Genomic DNA, 22,562 nt, shown 5'->3' with positions numbered 1-22,562 from the left:
CCGGCCGGGAATCGGTCAATTTAATAGGAAGTTAAGTTCATTCGATCCAAAACAATGAAAGTACTCCGCTAAAGTGATAAAATGTTTCTGTATAAGCAGCAGAAAGGCGGAGAAGCTATGGTACATGCGTTCATCATTGAGCCCAATACGTATAACGCCTTTGAAAACGAGGCGGCACAGCTTGAACAATGCAAAGAATGGGGCTTACTTTCAGAGAAAGCAAACAAAACTAAAGCATTTTTTTACAAAAGAAATGGTACGAGTCTGCCCTGCACCATTATCGGCTTTGTCGATAAAATAACCGCAGTGATCGAATTTGATAACGAGCAGCGGCATTGCATCCACCCTTCGTACCTTAAGGAGATGCAAGCAGCGAATTATGGTCAGAAGCTGGGTGTGGCAGCTGAAGAAGCACTAGAGCCTGAAAGCTTGGAGCTTGAGCCGACAGAAGTAGAAGCGCTACAGCCTGAGAGCTTGGAGGTTGAACCTCCGCAGGAGGCTGCTCCACCTGCAGAAGAAGCCAAGATCGAAGAAGCTAAGGCAGAAGAAAAACCTGAAATCGAAGAGCCGAAAGCCGAAGAGCCCCCGAAGGGGAAAGCCAAAAAAGAAAAGGCGCCCAAGCTTCAGCTTCCTGAAGAAAAGGTGAAAATGATCGCTACTGTAACGGAGTTTACAACGGTGCCCAACAACTTCTCCGATAATGAGGATGAAGTAATCATCTACGAGGCGGTTTCCATTATTGATCCGGAAACTCAAATCGGCTCAGCTTGGTCCAGCCACAGTGCCACACTTAAAAAGTTGGAGCTGGAAATTGGGGATACAATCACCTTTGAAGGCAAAATAGTAGCCAAGAAGCTAACCAAGCATCCAGTGCCTTACAAGATCAACAATCCATCGAAGCTGCAAAAGGAAAAAGCCTGAGAAGGCGGTGTCCACGAATACAAATACGGCTAGAGGCACCTACTTTCCAACTTTGTAAAACAGAAAAACCGTTTCTTGACAAAATGGAGGTACTATCAACCATTTATCAGGAGACGGTTTTTTATATGGATGTCAGCTTCCAACCGGAACCCTCAGAGTCACTTTCGTGCCGGTGCCGATCTCGCTTTCGATGCTTAAATCCGTGCCATACATAAATTTTAGCCGCTTACTTATATTTTGCAGACCCACACTGGAACGAGAAGTTAGCTGGGTTCCCGGATCAGGCGTCAGTACTTGCCTCAACCGTTCCTGCTCCAAACCGACGCCGTTATCCTCGACTTCAAACCAATAATGACCTTCCGCTTCATAGCCTTTTATGCGTACAACTCCACCTTTCAGCCGGTTGCCAATGCCGTGCCGAATCGCATTTTCAACAAGCGGCTGAATGAGCAAAGGCGGAAGCATGACACTTTGCACAGCTTCACTAATCTCATATTCGATCTGGATGCGGTCCTTAAATCTTGCTTTTTCAATTTCGACATACGATTGAATTAAGGCCAGTTCATTGCTGAACGGGACACCCTTCTGAATGTTGCTGAATGAGAAGCTTCCCCTTAAGTAATCGGCAAGATCCGTTATCAATTTTCTTGACTTCACAACATCCGTATAGCTAAGCGCCATAATCGTATTTAATACGTTAAATAAAAAATGCGGTTTAATTTGAGACTGAAGAAATGCGACCTCCAAATCAACCGTCTTGCCGACCGATTCTTTCATGATCAGCAAGCTTTTGACTCTTGCTTTTAATTCTGCCACATTGAAGGGCTTTGGCAAATAATCGTTTGCCCCTGATTCAAACGCAACTATTTTATCCTCAGGCTGGATCGAGGCCGTGACCATGAGAACGGGAAGCTCCAGAAGGCTGTACTTCCTGCGAATTTCCCGAACCACATCAAATCCTGACAGACCCGGCAGCATCAGATCGAGAATGACCAGATCAATTGAATGTCCTCCTTCGATTTGCTGTAAGGCTTCCTCACCGCTCTTGACGGCAATAACTGTATAATCGAGCCGTTCCAACGGATCTATTAACACCTTCAGATTGGAAAATTGGTCATCCACTACCAATATGGTAAATGTTCCTTTGCTCTCGGATACATACGGCGTCACGAAAGAATAACCATGCTCAACCGGGTTACGGAGCTCACTTGGCTCATTTTCACCCCTGCGGCTTTCTGGGTTCTCCCCTTCAGTGCTGCCTCCAGCGGACGGCAGACTCATCGTGAACACCGTGCCCTCCCCTTTCACCGATGTCACATGAATCTCCCCATGCTGCAGCTCCAGCAATTGTTTCACAATCGGCAGACCTAAACCGAAGCTCTGATTAGAATCAACCTTCAACGATTTAAACGGCTCGAAAATGACAGGCAGATCCTGCTCATCAATACCTATACCCGTATCTTTGACGAAAATGACAATCATCCCGTCCTTTTCCCCGGCACCTACTTCGATAGTGCCATACTCGGTATATTTCACCGCATTGTCCAGTAAATTGCTAATAATTTGCCGAAAACGGCTAGGATCCGCAAACACGAATGGAAGATCCTGTGGCACGCTGTTTATGAGTTGAACCGGCTTTCCACCCGTCATAAATACGAATATTTTCAAAATAACTTCTATCGCTGATCGAGCATGAATCGGAACAGGATTAACTGTCATTTCCCCTTGCTTCAGCTTGGAGAAATCCAATATATCGTAAACAAGCATAGATAACCGCTTTGCAACCGTAGTAATTATACCTATATTTTCCTTTTGCTCAACCGTTAGCGGATAACGATGGTCCTCCAGCACCGACTGAGCAATGTTCATCATGCCATGCAGCGGCGTTTTAAACTCATGTGCCGTCTTCGTTAAAAATTCATCCTTCAGCTTATCCGCCTGAATGAGCTGGAATGACAGCTCCTCGTTTTGTTTAAACGCATTCGAAAACCGAAGTGACATGAGCAGTGTCAGCATCAGTAAGAACAGGAATGGCTCCACCGGTGGAAATGTGAAAAGAGGAACAAAAAAATAGATATTCAAATTTTGCACAAATGCATAAAGGTTCAGGGAAACAGCGGCTGCAACCAAATACAAGCTTCCTTCCACTTTATGCAGGGCGGCCAAAACAAACACATAAAGGGCATAAAAAATCGGAAACACCCCATAAAACGTCGTTACCGGCTGCAACGCGATATGTTGGAAATAGGAGAAAAACAAGGCATACCCGATGAGCATTACACATCCTAAACCCAGCATAAACCTTATAACCCGCTTGGAGCAAAAAAGTCGATACGCTGTGTAAACGTAGAGACTCAAAGACATTCCAGCTGCTATGACTGACATGTATTGAATGCGTAGAAAAAGCCAGCCCGGCATGAAATCGATGAGTTCATACACCACTCTCTCGCCGCGGTATGCAGTAAAAGTGCCAATAAACAAACATATGAAACCAAACATGAGGACAGATGTATCTTTTCTGCGCTGGGTATATAAGCCGATAAAATAAAGCCCTACCATGAGGAAAGCGGTAAGCCTGATCCAATCATAGGCTATCGCTTTGCTCTGCAGCTTCCCAATTTGATCGGCATACCCCAAATAAATAGAATGGATAATCCCGCTGCTTGCAGGAAAATCGTAATTCGAGACCTGAACAATTACTTCATTGTTTCCTGGCTGCAAAGTAAAAAAGCCGGCGAATGGCTTATTCCGGCCATCATAAGATCGATCATCTGACGGATTTCCGCTGGACCCGATTGACTGACCGTTCACGAATATGTGATTTGCCATTGGGATTGACAATGTTTTCAGCCCGTACATACGCTGCTCGGCGGCTTCGTTATGGATACGCAGTCGATACGTTGCGCTGCCGAATGTGTCCATCCGGTCTGACCATGATCCCGGTACGGCAATCATCTGTAGGGAAGAAACGCTCCCCTCGGCAAAGTTTTGTGCGGACAATAACTGATCGGGATAAAACTCCCACTGGCCATCGAGCTTAATTATTCCATTCTCAGCGAATCGCCAGTTGGATACATCAAGCACCCCACGCTCCGCCTTCGGTGCTCCGTTATCATCAAGCTTCAAAACCATTGGGATCGTTCCGTATGTGCATACGAGCATTGCAAATGTAATGAGAAATGCCGCTATTTTCCGTTTCATTGGCCGCTCCCGATCCGGAAATTGGACGAAATCAGCTGCTGGTACAATCCGACCGTTTCCAGTTCCAATTCAACATCCAGACGTTCGCGTACTTCCAGCTCTAACTGCCTGTATACTTTAATGGCCTCTTTTCGATCTCCCATCTCCATGTGCAGCTTCATCAGCTCCCGGCTATCTTGCTCAGAATCCGGGGAAATGGCTACGATCCTGCGCAAGCATTCCTTAGCAATAGATAACTGGCCTTTCTTTTTGAAAAACAGGAACAGTTTGCGCAGCGAATGTATATATTTGTCCAAGAGCTCTTCCCGTCTCGGATACACCCAATTGAAGCCGCAATCTTCCATGTAATCTCCTTTGTACAGAGCAACAATCCGCTCAAGCCGCTGTAAGCCGAGACCTGTCTCTTCCAGCGTCTTGTCGAGCAGCTGTTCGAGCTCTAATACATCGCAAATCAGGCTGCCGCAATCAAGCATGTAACCATTACCCGTTTTTTGGACGGCTATTGGCAGGCCGCTCTCGCGAATATTTTTCCTAAGCAGCGAAATACAGGTATGCAGATACGATCTCGCCTTCTCGGCATCGGATTCCGGCCATAGCGCTTCAGTAATGACGGCACGCTCCACGGCTCTACCGGATCGATGGACAAGAAATGCGCATAATTCCTTCTCTTTATTCGTCCGCCACGACAATTGCGTGCTCTCAGCTTTTCCCGATTGAATAGTGAAACCACCCATGCAGCAGATTCTTGGGTCATCGTTCACCTCGTGTTCCCCATTCCATCCCGTTACAGCTTCCTCGATCCGCTTGAACGAATGATGCAGCCTCTCCAGTTTGATCGGCTTCAATAAATAGTCGAGAGAATGAATTTCAAATGCTTCAATCGCATACTCCGCATAGGCTGTTGTAAAAATAATGTGCACGCCCGGATGAACCGTTTGAATGGCACGTGCGGCGTCCACACCTTTCATTACTGGCATTTCTATATCCATAAAAACGGCATCTACTTGCAGTTGTTTAATGTCTTCAACAGCTTGCAGCGGATTCATATATTTGCCTACAATATCCACATTGCCGAGTTCAAGCAGCATAATTTCCAGCATATCCAGCGCATGTTCCTCATCATCAATCAACACGACGCGAATCATAGATGCTCCTCCAGTACTCGTATGTTCTCATTCATTAGTTCTTTTATTCGACAAATTTAGAGGATGTCCTGCTCTTTTTCCACAATCAGACAAGTGTGTAGGATACTTCTCTGAAGCCGCAGTGGCGTGCAAAAAGAAAACGCCTTGCGGCGTTTTCGGTATACGATATTAGTTTGTGCATTGCCTGAAATCAGTACTTTCCCTACTCTGACCCTCACATCCCATAGAATCCTGCAAACATACAGTTATTTTCTACAAAAGCTTGCTGTTGAGAGAAAAGGCCTGCGAAAGTACATTAATTTTCAGAGAGAAACGTTCTGGTTCAGCTAATAATGAAAAAAAACTGCACATTTGCATGAATTCGAGAATGCTACGATAAGACAGCTAAAAGGATGTATGAATGCAAGTTTTTGAGGTAACTAGAGATTTGAGAGCCGCCCGCTCTGCTCTATTCAAACTTCCCATAGAATGCTTTACGGTAAATCTCTGCCAGCTCTGTTACCAGAGGCATTCTCGGATTAGCGGTTGTGCATTGGTCTTCGAAGGCGCGGTCAGCCAGTTCATCTGCCCGGGTTTCGAACAGCTGCGGATCAATTCCGAGCTCAGAGAATGAAGAAGGGATTCCAAGTGCTTGATTCAGCTTGCGGATTGCTTCGATCAAACTGTTCACACCTTCCTCCGTCGTCCTCGCCGGAAGTCCTAGAATACGGGCAATTTCAGCGTAGCGCTGATCCGCAATGAAGTGGCCGTATTTCGGGAACGATGCGAACTTGGTTGGCTTTTGAGCGTTATAACGGATGACATGCGGCATCAGGATTGCGTTCGTCCGGCCATGCGCGGTATGAAATTCACCGCCCCACTTATGAGCCAGACTGTGATTGATTCCCAGGAAAGCATTGGCGAAAGCCATCCCTGCAATCGTAGATGCATTGTGAATCTTTTCTCTCGCCAACGAATCTCCTGTAGCCCAAGATTTCTCCAGGTATTCAAATACTAACTGGATTGCTTTTATCGCCAAGCCATCGGTATAGTCGTTGGCCATTACGGACACATAAGCTTCAATCGCATGTGTAAGCACGTCCATACCTGTGTCGGCTACCGCTGTTTTCGGCAAGCTGTACACATAATCCGGATCGATGATCGCTACATCCGGAGTAAGCTCGTAATCTGCAAGCGGATATTTGGTGTTGCCTTCACGTTTATCCGTAATGACCGCGAAGGAGGTCACTTCTGAGCCCGTCCCTGAGGTTGTCGGAATCGCAACAAATTTCGCCTTTCTCCCAAGCCGCGGATATTTATAAACCCGCTTGCGGATATCCATAAATTTTTGTTTCAATGATTGGAAGCTCGTATCCGGGTATTCATAAAACAGCCACATCGCCTTTGCCGCATCCATCGGTGAGCCGCCACCCAAAGCAATAATGCAGTCCGGCTGGAAGCCCTCCATCATTTTCGTGCCGCGCTCCACTGTTTCCACAGACGGATCAGGCTCCACATCCGAGAAGACCTCGATATACACAGGGGTTTTACGTTTCCGCAAATAATATTCCACACGTTCTACATAACCAAGCTTTACCATCATCGGGTCTGTTATGATTAGAATTCGAGAAATATCCGGCATTTTCTCAAGGTATTGCGTCGAGCCCTTTTCAAAATAAACCTTGGGAGGAATCTTAAACCACTGCATATTCACCGTCCGGTAAGCAACGCGTTTGATGTTAAGCAGATTGACCGCTGTTACATTCGAGGTAGTAGAGTTATGTCCATAAGAACCGCAGCCCAACGTTAAAGAAGGCAGGTTCGTATTGTAAATATCGCCAATAGCGCCATGAGTAGAAGGTGCATTTACGATGACACGTCCAGTTTGGAGAGCTGCTGCAAAATTTGCAATAACCTGATCATCCTTGGAATGAATGACCGAAGAGTGACCCATGCCGCCATAAGCTGTTACTTCTGCTGCACGGCTGATGCCTTGGGCCGCATTCTTAACTTTGTAGCAGGCCAATACCGGACTCAGCTTCTCAGCGGACAGCGGATAAGCTTCACCTACTCCAGTCAGCTCGGCTACCAAAATTTTCGTATTTGAAGGGACCTGAATGCCTGCCATCTCAGCAATCTTTACTGCAGACTGTCCTACGATAACCGCATTAACGGCACATTTCTCCGGATTAATGACCAGCTTGGACACCGATTCCGTTTCTTCCTTATTTAAGAAGTAGCAGCCCATCTCAATCATCAGATGTCTGGTTTGCGCATAGACCGGCTCTTCAATGATAACCGCCTGCTCTGAAGCACAAATCATGCCATTGTCGAACGTCTTCGATAAGATCAAATCTGTGACGGCTTGCTGCAAATCCGCTGTTTTGTCAATGAAGCAGGGGACATTGCCCGGCCCGACGCCCAGTGCGGGCTTACCGGTGCTGTAGGCGGCTTTTACCATCGAGGAGCCTCCTGTTGCAAGCACCAATGCCACGTCCGGATGATTCATCAGCAGGGAGGTTGCCTCCAGGGACGGATGCTCGACCCACTGAATGCAGCCTTCGGGAGCGCCTGCCTTTACCGCCGCCTCCATCACGGTTCTAGCAGCCGCTTCACTGCATTTCTGAGCGGAAGGATGGAAAGCAAAAATAATCGGATTACGCGTCTTTATTGCAATAAGCGCCTTGAACATCGTGGTAGAGGTAGGATTCGTTACCGGTGTCACACCTGCCACAATGCCAACGGGCTCAGCAACCTTTTGATAATTCTCATAGACATTATCTTCGATTACACCGACTGTTTTGTCATATTTAATGCTGTGGTAAATATACTCGGAAGCGAATAAATTTTTGGTGATTTTATCCTCATAAACCCCTCTGCCTGTTTCCTCCACAGCCAGCTTGGCAAGAACCATATGCCGGTCCAATCCGGCCAATGCCATTTGCTGAACGATGGTATCCACCTGCTCTTGGTTCAGCTGCATGAAGGACTGCAGCGCCCGCTTTGCATGTTCAACCAGCCGATTAACTTCTTCCTGCGCCGGAGTTCCGCCTGCAGCTTCCAGCTTCTTATTTACGGCCATAAGTTCCGCCTCCATAATCGATATGATTTTTTGCTTCCTCAGCCCTATACTTTGCTGCAATCATCACAACTAATTAAATATTGACATAACTGCTCAAGATAAAGACTTATCGCGTAATCAGGCTTGAGCAATATGCCCGAAGGAGCCGTCATGGCGCTTATAGACTAACTCCGTCAGGTTCGTCTCCCGATTATGAAATAGATGGAAATCATGGTCCAGCAGCTTCATGTTCAGAATCGCTTCCTGCACATCAACCGGCTTCAGCAGCACGTTCTTCCTGCGGACCACTGCGAAGTCCTCCACTTCTGCCTGCTCTGCTTCTGCGATATTAGCAAGCTCCGGAATTTCAAGTCCTGACTTCCGCAGTCTGCCTTGAACCTTTTCCTTCAGCTTACGCATCCGCCGCTCCAGCTTATCAGCCGCCAGATCAATTGCTGCATACATATCGTCCTGCTTTTCCTCCACCCGCAGCGTCATTCCATAAAACCGAATCGTCACCTCCACCGTATGCTCATGCTTATGTCCCTGTACGGATAACGTTATATGCATATCCCCTTCCACATCGTACATATCGTCAGGCTTCCCAAGCTTCCGTTTTGCATAGTCGCCTAGCACCGGGGTAATCTCCATATTTTTTCCATGTAAAATTTGTCTCATGGTTATCCGCTCCTTACATATTTGAATAATGCGTGCTTTATGATCCTTCGATTTTCAGGAAAATAAATAATCCAAATCCGTTAAAACCTGCTCTGTCATTGGAAAAACAAGCTGTTCTTCCTTAGCCAAATGCTCTTTGAGAATGCGGCACGCATGAATCAGATAAGCCAATGCCTGGTGCAGCTGCACAAGCTCCGAATCCTCCCCAATCTCATGAACAGCCCTCAAAAAATATTGGATATACTCCTCAGCCAGCTCATAATCCTTCTCAAGCGCCCAAAAGGAAGGAATCATCGAAGGGGATGATTGCTGGTGGAAATAACTGTTTAGAAACGGAAAAAGCTCCTCCTTCTCCCAATCCGAATGACGTTCCAGTTCTTGCATAAATGCTTTCACCCAAAGTCTCAGATGCAGAAGCGATTGGATTGTCTTTCTCTTGTCCGTTTCCTGCTCCGCCAGCTTGGCCTGGTCTTCCATATCCAACAATATCTGCATTAATTCACCGTGCTCCTGTGTCAATCGGTCCAGTGCGGCACTTAATTCAGTGGAGTGGGCAGTACCTGATTCCATCGGATAATGATCGTTTTTCATTCTCATTCCCTCCAAGTTAAAGCATTCCTTGCTCGCTGATCCATTCTATCCATACCAACTATGGATTTCAGTAAGCAGAAAAACGAGTTCTTTCTGATACCAGTGCATCTGAAAATTGATTTTCATGTGAAATAAATCACATTCTTGAAAGGAAGCCTGCACTTTTATTAACAATGCGGGCTTTTCACTCGGCTATTTTATAATTAATACCGGAACTTCAGCGTGCTGTACGACATAATGGCTAACACTACCCAGAAGCATTTCCTTCAACCCCGTAAGCCCACGGCTGCCCATAATAATCAGGTCGGAGCCCTGCTCTTTCGCGAATTGGAGAATTTCGATCTCCGGCGATCCTTGAATCAAGGAAACGGAATGAGGATTTTCCAATTGCGATAATTCCCCCTCCAGCCTCTTCACGATCTCGTTTCCATACAACAGGTCGGATTCATAAACATTTTCAGTAGTAACGGGATAAGCCCCTGCTATAAATGCATTAAATTTAATAACCATAATGACATGCAGAGCAATATCCGGACTGGTTTGAGCGATTTTTACTGCCTTGTCCAACGCCTTTTCAGATAATTCCGATCCGTCAAAAGCAACCAAAATCTTATTGCAAAACATTTTGAACACCAGCTTTCTTATTGGTTATGCATTAAGTATACGCCCTGCAAGCGCTGCTGGATGTGAGATAAATCACCGTTAGGTATAATCTTCGGATCGAAGCGCTATTCGTTGTATGAAAGAGACTTACGGTAAGCTATCCGATAAATTCCTGCAACGAACAAGCTTCCCCCTACAGCATTTCCTAGAAATACAGGGACAAAATTCGTTATATACTGCGCCCAGGTCGCCTGACCCGCAAAGATGGCAGCCGGTATTAAAAACATATTGGCGACAACGTGCTGAAAGCCGAGGGCAACAAAGGCCATGGTAGGGAACCAGACGGCAAGGATCAGCCCGGCGCCATCCTCCGAACCGTTAGCCATCCAGACAGCCAAGGAAACTAACCAATTACAGCCGATACCGGAGATAAAAGCTGCAACGAAAGGCTCCTCCAGCTTGGCATGAGTTAGCGCGACCGTCTGGGCCAAATACGGCCCCTGCTCTGTCATGCCTCCAAGGTGGCCAAACACGTAAGCAACAAAGATCGCTCCGGCGAAGTTGCTTATAGTTATGACGAGCCAATTTGCGGCTACCTGCCAGCAGGAGGCTTTGCCCGCAAAGCAAGCGAAAGGCAGAGCCATCATATTACCAGTTAGAAGCTCACCGCCTGCAACCAGACAAAGAATAAGACCTAACGGAAATACCGCAGCTCCCATAAAGCCCCTGAAGCCTTCCCAATCGGGAGGCAAGGCAGCACTTACCCGGATGGCTAACAAGAAGCCTAGTGCTATAAACACCCCAGCAGCAAATCCAAGTGGAAGTTGGACAGAAAGCGGCATATTCGCTTTTTTTAAACCGGCCTGCAAGGTGCGAAGGGCGATTTGATCCGGTTTGATGAAGCCCATTGCTTTCCCTCCTTAGTAAACGTCCTGTTGCTACAAAGTCACATGTATCGGATATTTGTTTGGCAGATTGCTGATAAAACCCTGATTGATATGTGAAATTAATCACAATCATAGGAGGAAGTAGTCCTCCCTTTGCATCCTAAGAGGATTCGACTGTCAGGAGATTCTAACAATCAAAAGCATGACCTTTAGTATAAGCTTGAGCATGCTTTTGATCATGATCATTGTATGGTTATGCGACTGCTGCGCTTCTGTTCACTGCTAGGTTATTAGGTGCGGAAAACGGATGCTTTTTCCTTCAGTAAATCCGACTGGCGCTGCAGCAATTCCGACGAGGAAGCAATTTCTTGCATAACAGCACTTTGCTCCTGAGTAGACGCGGCTGCTTGCCGGGCAGAATTTAATATTTCTTGTGAAATCGTATCAATGATTCGTTGCTTCTGTCCGGCATCCTGTATTTTCACCGCTTGCTTATCGACGGTTTGAGCGATTCGCAATACGGCGCCTTCCGTTTCATGAGCGCTGCTTCTAATCATCTGGAGTGCTTGTTCCGTCTGCTCACCTTTGGATGCCTCCTCGTGCATCGCTTCCCCTTGCTGCTTTAACCGTTCCACTACGTCATCCACTTTACTCTGGACCTGCCGAATTAACTCATCAATCTCTTGAGCGGACTTGGAGCTCTGCTCAGCGAGCTTTCTAATCTCCAGAGCTACGACTGAGAAGCCGCGCCCTTCCTCGCCTGCTCTGGCTGCCTCGATGCTTGCATTCAACGCGAGCAGATGCGTCTGGGCGGCAATTTCACCAACCAAATGGGTCACGCTCCCTATTTCCTTGGCATAAGCTTCAAGCTGCGCCGCTACCTCGATGGTCTCTAGCCCTGAATTAGACAGCTCTATCAGGGTATGCACTAGCGACCTGACAATTTGGCTGCTATCCTCAATGGTACGGACCATTTGCGAGGAGAAGGAGCATGTTTGCTCCGCTTGCTCACTGACCTCAACCGCAGCCTGAGTTACTTGCTCCATTGCATGGAAAGACTGCAAGGACTCCGCCTTTTGCCGTTCAGCTCCTGTAGCGATCTGCTCGGAAATGCGGGAGATTCGCTCCGCTTGATTCGTAGCCTGCAGGATCGCTTCGCTTAGTGCGGCAGAGCTTTGGCTGGCAGCTACTGCGTTCTGTGTAATATCTTGAACGATCTTCCTGAGCTGATTTACCATAAAGCTGAAGGACCTGTTCAAAATGCCCAGCTCATCCTTGGAACGATGCTCAGGAATAGTAAGCTTCAAATTGCCCGCAGCAGCTTCATTAGCAACAGCCGTGAACTGCAGTAACGGTTTCACAATCCATCTCGCCATAAGCCAGCCAAGAATTCCTGTCCAGCAAATTCCCATACCAAGGGTTAAGGAAATGAATAACCAATCCGGTAAAAATCCGGCAAAGGAATCCTTCAATACAAAAATAAAAAAGGCACTGGTTCCATAAGTTACTGCAGAAACACCCGTTACGCCAATGACCATTTTTTTAATCAAACCAAATGACATGAAACAGCCCCCAAACCCATAGTGTTGACACATATTGATTATACACAATTTTGGCAGATATTAACTGTGACAAAAATCATATACATCAAGTGCGCAGGTTGAGGACTGGACTTATACCATATTGATCAGATTGATGCATCCGTGCCCACGTACAGCTCTACTTCCAAAGGCAGCACGGTATCCTCTTCCGTTTGCAAATGCTCTTTGACCAACCGGCATGCTTGGAGCAGCTGATCCGTTAAACGGGAGCCTGAAGCACGCTTTTGCTGAGCCAGACAACTATCTGCCTCTTCCAGGAAATAACGGAAAAACAGGTTAGCCAGTTCATGCTCATGCTCCAGCATCCAGAGAGACGTTGTTGTATGTGGATGGCCAGGCAGTTGGAAGTATTCAATCAGCAGAGGGAACAGCTCGTTATCCTCCCACTCAGAATGTTTATCCAGCTCAGCAATCAAGCTGAGTGCTTGATCGCGAAGCTCCTCCAGCTTGCTTACATATTCTATAGGCTTCTCTACTTTATTAAGATGCTTTGCCCTATTTTCTAATTGATAGATAGTTTCGTATAAACAAATATGCTCATTTTTTAATCGTTCGAAAGCAAAGGTAAGATCAGTCGGGTCAGCTTGCTTCAGCTTCATTTCATTCATTGATCTTCAGCTCCTGTATGTCAGGTAAGTTCCACTCTGTCTTCCAACTCCAAGTTCAATTTCCCGTGAGAAGCTGCTATGCCTGATTGCACAATTCCCCATGCACGTTCCACCTCGCGTTCGGACGGTGCAGGCACACCTTCTAACGGGTAAGCTTTATTCAGTTGCTGCCATTTATATATGCCCATGCGGTGATAAGGAAGCAGCTCTATTTTTTGCACATTTCGCATGGTTCCTATGAAGGACCCCAAAGCATATAAATCTTCAAAACTATCGGTAATACCGGGGATCAGTACATGACGGATCCAGACCGGCTTCCTATGCTCCGACAGCCAATTGGCGAAACGGTGAATCCGATCGTTAGGTTGGCCGGTTAGAGCCTCATGCCTCGCCTTGTTCATCTGCTTCAAATCTAGCAGCACCAGATCGGTAGATTCCATGAGCTCTTCCGCATGGTTCGGCTCACAAAAACCGGACGAATCAAGTGCAGTATGCAAGCCATACCGCAGCTTGCACTCCCTGAACAGCTGAGCCACGAAGCCGGCCTGCAGAGTAGGCTCCCCGCCGGTGACTGTTATGCCTCCTCCAGACCTGCGGTAATATTCCAGGTAAGGCTCCAGCTCCCCAATAATTTCATCTACCGTAACTTGCTTGCCACCCTCGGTATCCCATGTGTCGGGATTATGGCAAAACTGGCATTGCAGCGCGCAGCCCTGCATGAACAGAACGAAGCGAATGCCCGGCCCGTCCACCGTTCCGAAGGTTTCTATCGAATGTATTCGGCCTTTCATGCGGGCCACCTCCCTTGTGCAGTAGCTATAGCTCTAGATGGCTCCGTGGAACGTGCGGTTGATCACATCGAGCTGCTGCTCGCGGGTCAATCTAATAAAATTAACAGCGTAACCCGAGACGCGGATCGTCAGCTGCGGATAGTTTTCCGGATGCTCCATCGCATCGAGCAGCTGTTCTCGTTCGAACACGTTAACGTTCAGATGATGGCCGCCGCTAGCCGCATAGCCATCCAACAAGGAGACCAGGTTGTTGATCCTCACCTGCGGCTCTTTGCCAAGCGCCTTTGGAACCATCGAGAAAGTGTTCGAAATTCCGTCCAGGCTGTGCTCATAAGGAAGCTTGGCCACCGATGCGAGCGAAGCTAGCGCGCCTTTGCGGTCGCGACCATGCATCGGGTTAGCTCCGGGCGCAAACGGCTCTCCGGCTTGACGGCCGTCCGGCGTGCTGCCGGTTTTCTTCCCATACACCACATTGGATGTGATGGTAAGTACCGACATCGTTGGCATAGCTCCCCTATAGGCCTTATGCTTGCGTAGCTTGTTCATGAACGACTCAGCAAGCTCGACGGCCAAGCTGTCAACTCGGTCATCGTTATTGCCGTATTGAGGGTATTCTCCCTCGATCTCGAAATCTACGGCAATCCCTTGTTCATTGCGAATCGGGCGGACTTTCGCGTATTTAATGGCGCTCAAGCTATCGGAGACAACCGATAAACCCGCGATACCGCAAGCCATCGTACGTAAAATTTCACGGTCATGCAGCGCCATTTCGATGCGTTCATAGCAGTATTTGTCATGCATGTAGTGAATGACATTCAGAGTGTTCATGTACAGGCGTGCCAGCCAGTCTTGTACTCTATCGAATTTGGCCCTCACTTCGGTAAAATCAAGAACCTCCGATGTAATAGGAGACATCTCAGGTCCAACTTGAATGCCCAGCTTCTCATCGATGCCTCCGTTTATGGCATACAACAAGGCTTTGGCCAAATTCGCCCGGGCGCCAAAAAATTGCATTTGCTTCCCTATCCGCATTGCCGATACGCAGCAAGCAATACCATAATCATCACCGAAATAAGGACGCATCAAATCATCGTTTTCGTATTGGATAGAGCTTGTTTCAATCGAGACCTTCGCGCAGTACTTTTTGAAGTTTTCCGGCAGCGCTGTTGACCATAGAATAGTTAAATTCGGCTCAGGCGCTGGTCCAAGATTATACAAGGTATGCAGAAACCGCATGGAATTTCGGGTTACACGTGTTCTCCCGTTCAACCCCATTCCTCCGACAGATTCAGTAACCCATGTGGGATCTCCGCTGAACAGTTCGTTATAATCCGGGGTCCTCAGAAACTTTACAATCCGCAGCTTCATTACAAAATGATCAATAATTTCCTGCGCCTCGGACTCAGTCAGAGTTCCTTCGGCCAAATCACGCTCGATATAAATATCAAGGAAGCTCGATACACGACCCAAGCTCATCGCGGCGCCATTCTGCTCTTTAATAGCGGCAAGATAAGCGAAGTACAGCCATTGAACCGCTTGCTGTGCATTGACAGCAGGCCCCGAAATATCGAATCCGTAAGATAGAGCCATCCGCTTTAATTCCTCAAGACTGCGAATTTGCTCCGAAGTTTCCTCACGTGCGCGAATAACCTCTTCGGTGATGGAATCCATTTCCAATTGCAGAAGATCCTGTTTCTTGCAAGCAACTAACCGGTCTACCCCATACAATGCTACCCGTCGGTAATCTCCAATAATGCGCCCGCGGCCGTAGGCATCTGGGAGCCCGGTAATAATACCGGCTTTTCGAGCTGATCGCATTTCCGTCGTATAAGCATCAAACACGCCTTGGTTATGTGTCTTGCGAATTTCCGTAAACAAACGCTCTATATCGGACGGCAGCTTGTATCCGTAAGCCTCGCATGCATCCACTGCCATTCGGATGCCTCCGTACGGTTGAATGGACCGCTTCAGCGGCTCATCTGTTTGCAAGCCGACAATTTTTTCATTCGATGAATCAATGTACCCAGGTCCATGCGAGTTAATGGTCGATACTGTGTTCACATCGATGTCAAGCACGCCGCCTTTTTCTCTCTCCTGACGAAGCATTTCACCAACCTTGAACCACAGCTTCTTCGTTGCATCCGTAGGTAAGGCTAGAAAATCTTCATTTCCCTCATAGGGTGTTATATTTCGCTCAATAAATGACTGAATGTCAATTTGTTTCTGCCAACTACCCGGTTTAAATGTGCGCCATGCTTCTGTCGCATCTGCCTTTTTCACAACATCTGATTCTTTCATTACCATGGGATAACACCTCCGTAATTGTTCTACAAGGATATGTTATCTTTTTCACAAAGTTACTGCTATGAAATAAGTCACATCGATCGCCACTACCTAATTAATAATTCCGGAGTTGATTATTTCCACTCTTACTTGAGTATGAAAACGAACCTTAGTATAATTGTCGGTCCAATTCTCCTTTACCTGGTTCCAAACCTTGGGATAGTGGGCCATCAGCCTGCGGGCAAGTCCAAAACCGTCATGATGCGCGCGCTGCATCTTATTAAGGATGATTTTGCTTTTCTTCGTCAACTCTTCGGATAATAGCTGGTCCAGCTCGTCTACAACTTCCTTCTTATACAGCTGGTTTTGAGGATCTTCAGTCACTGTAACCTTCAATTTCAAGTTAAGCTGAACGTCGATCTGCTGATCATCCCCTACCTTCACTTTCAAAGCTCTCTTTATCTTTTGAATAGCAATAGTAACATTGTCAAAACCTGTAATTCTCCGCTCAGCTACCGCCTCTACAGTTAATTGGGCTGTTTTCCCCATTTGGTCGGCTAATAGTAAGTACAAAGTCGATTCATCCAGATTTAAATTCCCTGTCATCTGAGTTCCGTGAAACATCGCTATTCCATGTACGGTAGGATAAGGCTCGGAATTGATCAAATAAGGAAGTACAAAATCATATCCTCGATCTAATGGATGGATCGACTGAAGATTTACTTTGGGAATCGTAGTTGAATCTTCAATACTCTCAATCAGCTTATCCATGTACTGTCCAATGACAGTGGTACCGACCATTTTTTTGTTAATCGTATCTTGAGCTTTGCCATGAACAACGGCTAACCGCGCATTCAAAGGACTTCTCGGGTCACGGTAATAAACATCCATATAAGGCAAGAAATCATACTGCTTCACCAGTTCCTCCCCAAGCAGCAGCACCCGCATTTTAGACGAGGAATAACCTCCCGATACTTGTTGATCAAGAAGTTGTCTGGCATGCTGAGTGGTTTTAGCCAAAACCGAATGAACTTCATTCGTGTCCTTGGGGCCAACTGACGAGGTCTTCATGTCACGGATGGACACCGTTGCTTGAAGCATGCCATTGGCAGCTCTGTCCATCCCTCCGATATTGACATTCCTTTGGTTCTTCAGCAGCATTTGATCCCAGCAGCCGCTTAATAATATCCAGATTAAGCCATAAGCCAGGAGTAGGCAGCATCTTTTCATGCGAGTGCCCTCCTCTTCCTGAATGTTCTCATTAAATAGTAAACCATCAGAAGAAGGATAGGCAGCCCAAGTATGAAAATATAACTTAAATACGAAACAATTTTCAGCAATGCACTGATCATGGCCTGATTCTGAGGAACCAGCGCAATCATAAAAATCACAATCGTAACGTATGGAACGGCCTTGTTATGCTGTTCTTTCCCAAAGAGCCTGGACACCCCTTTAACTGCCATAAATAAATAAGCCATAGCTGAGGTTGCAACCACAATAACCCATATTGATAAAAAATAAAGGTCAGGCCGCTCTATAATACTAAAGGATAGAGCTTTTACCATATATAGTACGGGCTGGGGAATAATTTTGAGCTCTAACTGCGTAAATACCACCAGACATGTGAACACCATGAACGTATAGAGCAAAGTTGAGAAAATATGCCCATATAATACGGCTTTTAATTTCCCCTTACTTGCCCCTTCCACATACGGATAACAGACCAGAATCAATTCAAAGCCATATAAGGAACTCATCGTTTCATTCATTCCCTTAAGGATGTTGAGCAAACCAGCTTGACCTACAGGTAAAATATACAAGAAATCCGCCTGGGAATAAGCATAAGCAGCTATGAAGATCAGTACAAGGAGTAAACCGCTGACAAGTACAAAAAAACGGGCGATAGTTTGTAGACTGTCCTGTACCAAATAAGCGCAAACAAACACAGTAAGAATTATAATGACCCATTTGGGCGTTTCCCTAAACATCCAATCCCGAATAACATCCGCAAACAGAACTAAGATCAGGCTGCTTTGAAAAATAAAAAATGTAGCGAATAGGACATGAACGATCTTACCTAACACCTTACCGAGCAGTAGATGCATATAATCAAATATCGTAAGAGTAGGAAATTTTCTTGCTAAATCCCACATGACCACAATAATCAGTTGAACAAACAAACCGGCAAGAAGAACAGATATCCAGGCATCTCCCTTAGCAATTGCTTCAACTCTAGAAGGTAAATACAATACGCCGACCCCGATTTGCGTCTGAATGACGATAAACATTAACTGCCCGGGAGTTATTTTATTCTCTTCTACGATCATTTTGCTGCCACTCCCTAGATTCGGTTTCCTGAACAACTTTTACGGGACGGGAATCCCTCGGACGCTCGTTCAGCTTCCAGAAGGGGAGCCGGACCATGGTATCCTTCCAATCCTTCCAACGGAAAGGAGATACCGGAGCAAAATAAGGGGTCCCGAATGATTTCAATTTACAAAGATGGATTAAGATCACGGTCAAGCTGAGCACGATTCCAAAAAATCCGAATAGAGCAGCGGAAAACATGACCGGGAAACGAAGCAGCCGGACTGAAGAACTCATTTCATGAGCAGGGATGACGAACGAAGCAATGGCGGTTAAGGCAACGACAATAATCATGGGGTAGGAGACCAACCCTACTCTGACTACCGCATCCCCGATGACAAGACCCCCAACAATACCAATCGTCTGACCGAGAGGTCCTGGCAATCGCATTCCCGCCTCTCTAAGCAGCTCGATCGTAAGCTCCATAAATAAGGTTTCCATAATAGGCGGAAAGGGAATCTGATCGACACTCCCTTTAATTTGATAGAACAACTCCGCAGGAATAACCTCATAATGAAAAGAGACGACTGCAATATAATAAGCGGGAAGAGCCACGGTAATAACAAGGCTTAATAGACGGAGACCCCTTATAAATGACCCTGCAAGGGTTCGGCTGTAATAATCATCAGGCGACTGAAAGAAGGCAAAGAAGGTGACCGGCATGATCAAGGCACTGGGAGTCCCTTCAGTAAAAAGAACGGCTCTGCCCTCCAGCAGATTGCTCACTACCCTGTCTGGACGTTCCGTATTCAACAGCTGCGGAAATGGGGAATACGATTTCTCTTCTATATACTCTTCAATCACGTTAGTGGATACGACACTATCTGCACTTATCGCTAGTAAGCGTCGGTCAATTTCCTCGATCAGCTTTGGATTAGCCAGATTGTTTATATAAACGACAGCGGTCTTGGTTTGAGTGATATCGCCTAGTTTATAAATGCGAACCACTAGATCAGTGCTTTGAATCTGTTTGCGGACGAGCTGGAGATTAACCGTTAGATTCTCAATAAAACCTTCGTGAGAACCGCGAACTGTCTTCTCATTCTGAGGCTCGATCACAGTTCGACTATAAGAGGAGTTCACCAGAATGACGTGACACTCGGTTTCCCCTTCAAAAAAGAGTACAGCATATCCCTGGATCAAATCATGAATGACTTGTTCAAGCTGAGTTCGTTTATCCACCCGAATTGAAACAAGGATATCCTCTAAGCTGCCTTCGATTCCTTGCATCAGCGGCTTCAATATCATTTCGAAAATCTTCGCTTTATCGCACATTGAATCCAGATAGAGGAGGTTGCCCTTTTGTAATTGATAGGAAATAGAACGCTGAATCAAGTCCTCCGTATGAAAAAGTGCCTCCTGAACATACTCCGCATTTTCCTGAAGGGAGGAGAACAAGGCAGGTGCAGGATGCGGGGGGGTATTGAAACTACGTTTACTCTTAGTTTTATTGTTATTAAACATCTGCCGAAAGAAGTTCATAGTCATCCCCCCTCAATTAGTCATTCGTGTATAAATTTCCCTATTTACTGTCTAATTATTCCTGCCGATTTCCCGATCCTCCGACTGGATTGCGAAAAGCATTATCTGCCAGAAGACCGGAAGCAGCTATGGCCTCCGCAGAGCTGTCCCGCGGCTCCAGGCGGAATCCGAGCCGTAGGCCTGGCCGCCGCTGGGCTCAAGGAACTCTCCTGTCTCAGAGCAGTAGAGCTATTTATCGTTCAAATGGAAGCAATACTCAACAAACCTTACTGCAAAAAATTTCTAACAAAAAGCACCCGATCGAAGATCGAGTGCCTAGTTCATAAGAAAAGCTTCTGATCGAAGCCCTTTCGAGGAAGATACATTCGTGTCTAAGCTGTAGCTTTTCTTGCAATATCAGACTTCTTCAGCTCCGCTGAAAACTTGTAAAGTCTAATATTATAAGAAAAGCTTCTGATCGAAGCCCTTTCAAGGAAGATACATTCGTGTATTAGCTGTAGCTTTTCTTGCAATACCAGACTTCTTCAGCTCCCGCTGAAAACTTGTAAAGTCTGTTGAAATCGTGTTTCTTGGGATGGAAGGCTTGCAGCGGGAGGAACACAAGCTTCAAAGGCAGGTCGCATACCCGAGCAGTCACCTGAGGTGACGACCAGGGCGGACGCTTACGCTCCTCCACCCCACACCGATTCCCTCTTTTGTTCTACTCTGTGCTTTGCGCCGCTTCCTTAATCCCCTAAGCCAGTCTTCGAGCCGTTATTGTTCACCATGAACTCTCCTGCAGTGTTCCATTTACGTACAGTTAGCTTCACAATACTTTTAGCGAAGAGATCACATGCACATAACCCTAAACAACACGCCAGTACTGCTGCACTCACGCAAGCGAAGGGTAATTCGGAAGTAATTCTTGCTTTATTACTTGAAAAGTCCAAAAATCAGAGTGATAAGGGAACAGCCAGTTCCGTTATTGCTCTGTTTTGTGCATAAATACTCATATTCGGCCAACATAACGGAATTCCCACTTCCGCTATTGCCCCAGATTGGAGTCGGCAGACGGAATAACGGAACTCTCCGTTCCGTTACAAAATCCTCCAGGGCTCATCGCCGCTATCCCCCCCCCCCGTGATCATGGGGTGCATTCAAGATCTTAAGCTCTAATACAGCTCTAATCTAAGCAAGGCAAGCAGGTTACTCGCTCATTCTTCATTCCTTCGAAATGCTTTCTGATCGAACCCCCTAGGATACATTTCTACCTTATAGGCAGCTTGCCTTGCGAGATAAATAGAGTACCCTCGGTAAACTTATATTAGAAATGGCACCTCACTTTATCGCTGTAAAGCACTTAACCTTCTTCTATGTTTTAAAAATTAATAGCTGACAGTAGGCTCCATTACAGTTAATGTGCTATTAAATGTATTCAGATTTGCAATTGCTCCTATAGGAATTGCCGCCTTGTAAGGTCCGTGTGCGGTAGCCAGATTTGTCATAAGTGGCTTGCCAAGCGGCACTACGAATTCTTGAATCAAATCTTCATATGACTTGCCATAGGCAACTGGACAATCCGTACATTGCCCCATGATAATTCCAATACATTCTTCGAATTTTCCAGCCAGCTTCAAATGGTTCATATACCTGTAAACGGTATTAACAGGCTCGTGAGTCTCTTCCAGGAGTAATATTTTTCCCCTCGTATCTATTTCGAATGATGTCCCCAATGTATCAACAAAGGATGTCAAGTTCCCCCCGACAATCGGACCTACTACGTTACCCGGAACCCTGCTTACCAGAGGCATTCCTGGCGGATTCTGTATTTGCCTATAAAAAGCTAACGAAGACGTCGCAGAAAAAAATTGATTGTAGTTATATGCAGGAGTTTCGGGTGTAAAGTCAATAAGCATGAGACTTTGGAAGGTAATTAAATTGGAATATTGGTACAACACATTCAGCAGCACTGTGATATCGCTGTAGCCTGATACAATTTTCGGATTGCTTTGGATCAAATAATAATCAAGGTAAGGAAGAATTCCGGCGACTCCTACCCCTCCTCTCGTAGGCAGTATCATTTTAACCTGATTGTTCTCAAACATCCTCATCAAATCATATGCTCGCTCTTGGTCGGTGCCTGCAAGAAACCCGTTTTGGGAGTAAACATATTGACCCAGTATTACATTAAACCCCATGCTTTTCAGAAAATTCACATTGGTATCAATCACATTTGCATCCAATGGACTACCCAAAGTAACGACTCCGATCGTATCGCCTTTTTGTAAAATAGTCGGTCGAATTGCCATTTTGCATACCTTCCTCCCGAAATACATATCACTACCGCTTTATAAATTATATGGACCCATTAGGCTCGACATAACA

16 protein-coding genes are annotated in these 22,562 nt (G+C 46.2%); 1 reads left to right on the top strand and 15 read right to left on the bottom strand.

The features are described from left to right. Nucleotides 1-117 precede the first annotated feature (117 nt). Nucleotides 118-921 carry a hypothetical protein gene (locus ACFQ0C_RS31025; RefSeq protein ID WP_379372616.1) on the top strand — a complete coding sequence of 268 codons (804 nt, stop codon included), beginning with the start codon at nt 118-120 and terminating at the stop codon, nt 919-921. Between the two features lie 132 nt (nt 922-1,053). On the opposite strand, the gene ACFQ0C_RS31020 is transcribed toward ACFQ0C_RS31025, so the two are convergent. The 15 genes from ACFQ0C_RS31020 to ACFQ0C_RS30950 form a co-directional block, all read right to left on the bottom strand. Further along, complete coding sequence (locus ACFQ0C_RS31020) at nt 1,054-4,122, bottom strand: hybrid sensor histidine kinase/response regulator (RefSeq protein WP_379372614.1); 3,069 nt, start codon at nt 4,120-4,122, stop codon at nt 1,054-1,056. Next, a complete protein-coding gene (locus ACFQ0C_RS31015) occupies nt 4,119-5,267 on the bottom strand; it encodes a response regulator (protein ID WP_379372612.1) in 1,149 nt (382 codons plus the stop codon). The genes ACFQ0C_RS31020 and ACFQ0C_RS31015 overlap by 4 nt, the downstream gene beginning before the upstream one ends. Nucleotides 5,268-5,715: 448 nt before the next feature. Next, the gene (adhE, locus tag ACFQ0C_RS31010) at nt 5,716-8,328 is read right to left on the bottom strand and encodes a bifunctional acetaldehyde-CoA/alcohol dehydrogenase (protein WP_379372610.1); all 2,613 of its coding nucleotides are present in this window, start codon (nt 8,326-8,328) and stop codon (nt 5,716-5,718) included. Nucleotides 8,329-8,445: 117 nt separating this feature from the next. Then, nucleotides 8,446-8,985: a ribosome hibernation-promoting factor, HPF/YfiA family gene (gene hpf, locus ACFQ0C_RS31005; RefSeq protein ID WP_258217971.1), complete on the bottom strand. Its 540-nt coding sequence runs from the start codon at nt 8,983-8,985 to the stop codon at nt 8,446-8,448. 54 nt (nt 8,986-9,039) lie between these two features. After that, complete coding sequence (locus ACFQ0C_RS31000; RefSeq protein ID WP_379372608.1) at nt 9,040-9,576, bottom strand: hemerythrin; 537 nt, start codon at nt 9,574-9,576, stop codon at nt 9,040-9,042. Between the two features lie 192 nt (nt 9,577-9,768). Continuing rightward, complete coding sequence (locus tag ACFQ0C_RS30995; protein ID WP_379372606.1) at nt 9,769-10,200, bottom strand: universal stress protein; 432 nt, start codon at nt 10,198-10,200, stop codon at nt 9,769-9,771. A 104-nt stretch (nt 10,201-10,304) separates the two neighbouring features. Beyond that, nucleotides 10,305-11,087 carry a formate/nitrite transporter family protein gene (locus tag ACFQ0C_RS30990; protein WP_379372604.1) on the bottom strand — a complete coding sequence of 261 codons (783 nt, stop codon included), beginning with the start codon at nt 11,085-11,087 and terminating at the stop codon, nt 10,305-10,307. Nucleotides 11,088-11,356: 269 nt separating this feature from the next. Then, the gene (locus ACFQ0C_RS30985; RefSeq protein ID WP_379372602.1) at nt 11,357-12,628 is read right to left on the bottom strand and encodes a methyl-accepting chemotaxis protein; all 1,272 of its coding nucleotides are present in this window, start codon (nt 12,626-12,628) and stop codon (nt 11,357-11,359) included. A 125-nt stretch (nt 12,629-12,753) separates the two neighbouring features. Then, a complete protein-coding gene (locus ACFQ0C_RS30980; protein ID WP_379372600.1) occupies nt 12,754-13,275 on the bottom strand; it encodes a hemerythrin domain-containing protein in 522 nt (173 codons plus the stop codon). Between the two features lie 20 nt (nt 13,276-13,295). After that, nucleotides 13,296-14,066, bottom strand: coding sequence for a pyruvate formate-lyase-activating protein (gene pflA, locus ACFQ0C_RS30975; RefSeq protein ID WP_379372598.1), 771 nt, complete (start codon nt 14,064-14,066; stop codon nt 13,296-13,298). A gap of 33 nt (nt 14,067-14,099) precedes the next feature. Further along, nucleotides 14,100-16,370, bottom strand: a complete 2,271-nt coding sequence (gene pflB / locus ACFQ0C_RS30970) for a formate C-acetyltransferase (RefSeq protein ID WP_379372596.1) — start codon at nt 16,368-16,370, stop codon at nt 14,100-14,102. A 90-nt stretch (nt 16,371-16,460) separates the two neighbouring features. Further along, complete coding sequence (locus ACFQ0C_RS30965; RefSeq protein ID WP_379372594.1) at nt 16,461-17,579, bottom strand: Ger(x)C family spore germination protein; 1,119 nt, start codon at nt 17,577-17,579, stop codon at nt 16,461-16,463. Further along, on the bottom strand, nt 17,576-18,676 hold the full coding sequence (locus ACFQ0C_RS30960) for a GerAB/ArcD/ProY family transporter (protein ID WP_379372592.1): 1,101 nt from the start codon (nt 18,674-18,676) through the stop codon (nt 17,576-17,578). The genes ACFQ0C_RS30965 and ACFQ0C_RS30960 overlap by 4 nt, the downstream gene beginning before the upstream one ends. Then, nucleotides 18,657-20,198 carry a spore germination protein gene (locus ACFQ0C_RS30955; protein WP_379372590.1) on the bottom strand — a complete coding sequence of 514 codons (1,542 nt, stop codon included), beginning with the start codon at nt 20,196-20,198 and terminating at the stop codon, nt 18,657-18,659. Before ACFQ0C_RS30955 ends, ACFQ0C_RS30960 begins: the two co-directional genes overlap by 20 nt. A 1,364-nt stretch (nt 20,199-21,562) precedes the next feature. After that, nucleotides 21,563-22,486 (bottom strand): S66 peptidase family protein, encoded by a 924-nt coding sequence (locus ACFQ0C_RS30950; RefSeq protein ID WP_379372588.1) that lies wholly within the window; start codon nt 22,484-22,486, stop codon nt 21,563-21,565. Between the last annotated feature and the right edge of the window lie 76 nt (nt 22,487-22,562).

It is taken from the genome of Paenibacillus sp. GCM10027630 (assembly GCF_042676305.1).
In the GTDB taxonomy this organism is placed as follows: Bacteria; Bacillota; Bacilli; order Paenibacillales; family NBRC-103111; genus Paenibacillus_S.
This window is presented reverse-complemented; position numbering and strand designations above follow the sequence as displayed.

Coding starts and splice junctions, on each gene's coding strand:
- ACFQ0C_RS31025 (WP_379372616.1), top strand. CDS start 118: ATGGTACATGCGTTCATCATTGAGCCCAATACGTATAACGCCTTTGAA.
- ACFQ0C_RS31020 (WP_379372614.1), bottom strand. CDS start 4,122: ATGAAACGGAAAATAGCGGCATTTCTCATTACATTTGCAATGCTCGTA.
- ACFQ0C_RS31015 (WP_379372612.1), bottom strand. CDS start 5,267: ATGATTCGCGTCGTGTTGATTGATGATGAGGAACATGCGCTGGATATG.
- adhE (WP_379372610.1), bottom strand. CDS start 8,328: ATGGCCGTAAATAAGAAGCTGGAAGCTGCAGGCGGAACTCCGGCGCAG.
- hpf (WP_258217971.1), bottom strand. CDS start 8,985: ATGAGACAAATTTTACATGGAAAAAATATGGAGATTACCCCGGTGCTA.
- ACFQ0C_RS31000 (WP_379372608.1), bottom strand. CDS start 9,576: ATGAAAAACGATCATTATCCGATGGAATCAGGTACTGCCCACTCCACT.
- ACFQ0C_RS30995 (WP_379372606.1), bottom strand. CDS start 10,200: ATGTTTTGCAATAAGATTTTGGTTGCTTTTGACGGATCGGAATTATCT.
- ACFQ0C_RS30990 (WP_379372604.1), bottom strand. CDS start 11,087: ATGGGCTTCATCAAACCGGATCAAATCGCCCTTCGCACCTTGCAGGCC.
- ACFQ0C_RS30985 (WP_379372602.1), bottom strand. CDS start 12,628: ATGTCATTTGGTTTGATTAAAAAAATGGTCATTGGCGTAACGGGTGTT.
- ACFQ0C_RS30980 (WP_379372600.1), bottom strand. CDS start 13,275: ATGAATGAAATGAAGCTGAAGCAAGCTGACCCGACTGATCTTACCTTT.
- pflA (WP_379372598.1), bottom strand. CDS start 14,066: ATGAAAGGCCGAATACATTCGATAGAAACCTTCGGAACGGTGGACGGG.
- pflB (WP_379372596.1), bottom strand. CDS start 16,370: ATGGTAATGAAAGAATCAGATGTTGTGAAAAAGGCAGATGCGACAGAA.
- ACFQ0C_RS30965 (WP_379372594.1), bottom strand. CDS start 17,579: ATGAAAAGATGCTGCCTACTCCTGGCTTATGGCTTAATCTGGATATTA.
- ACFQ0C_RS30960 (WP_379372592.1), bottom strand. CDS start 18,676: ATGATCGTAGAAGAGAATAAAATAACTCCCGGGCAGTTAATGTTTATC.
- ACFQ0C_RS30955 (WP_379372590.1), bottom strand. CDS start 20,198: ATGAACTTCTTTCGGCAGATGTTTAATAACAATAAAACTAAGAGTAAA.
- ACFQ0C_RS30950 (WP_379372588.1), bottom strand. CDS start 22,486: ATGGCAATTCGACCGACTATTTTACAAAAAGGCGATACGATCGGAGTC.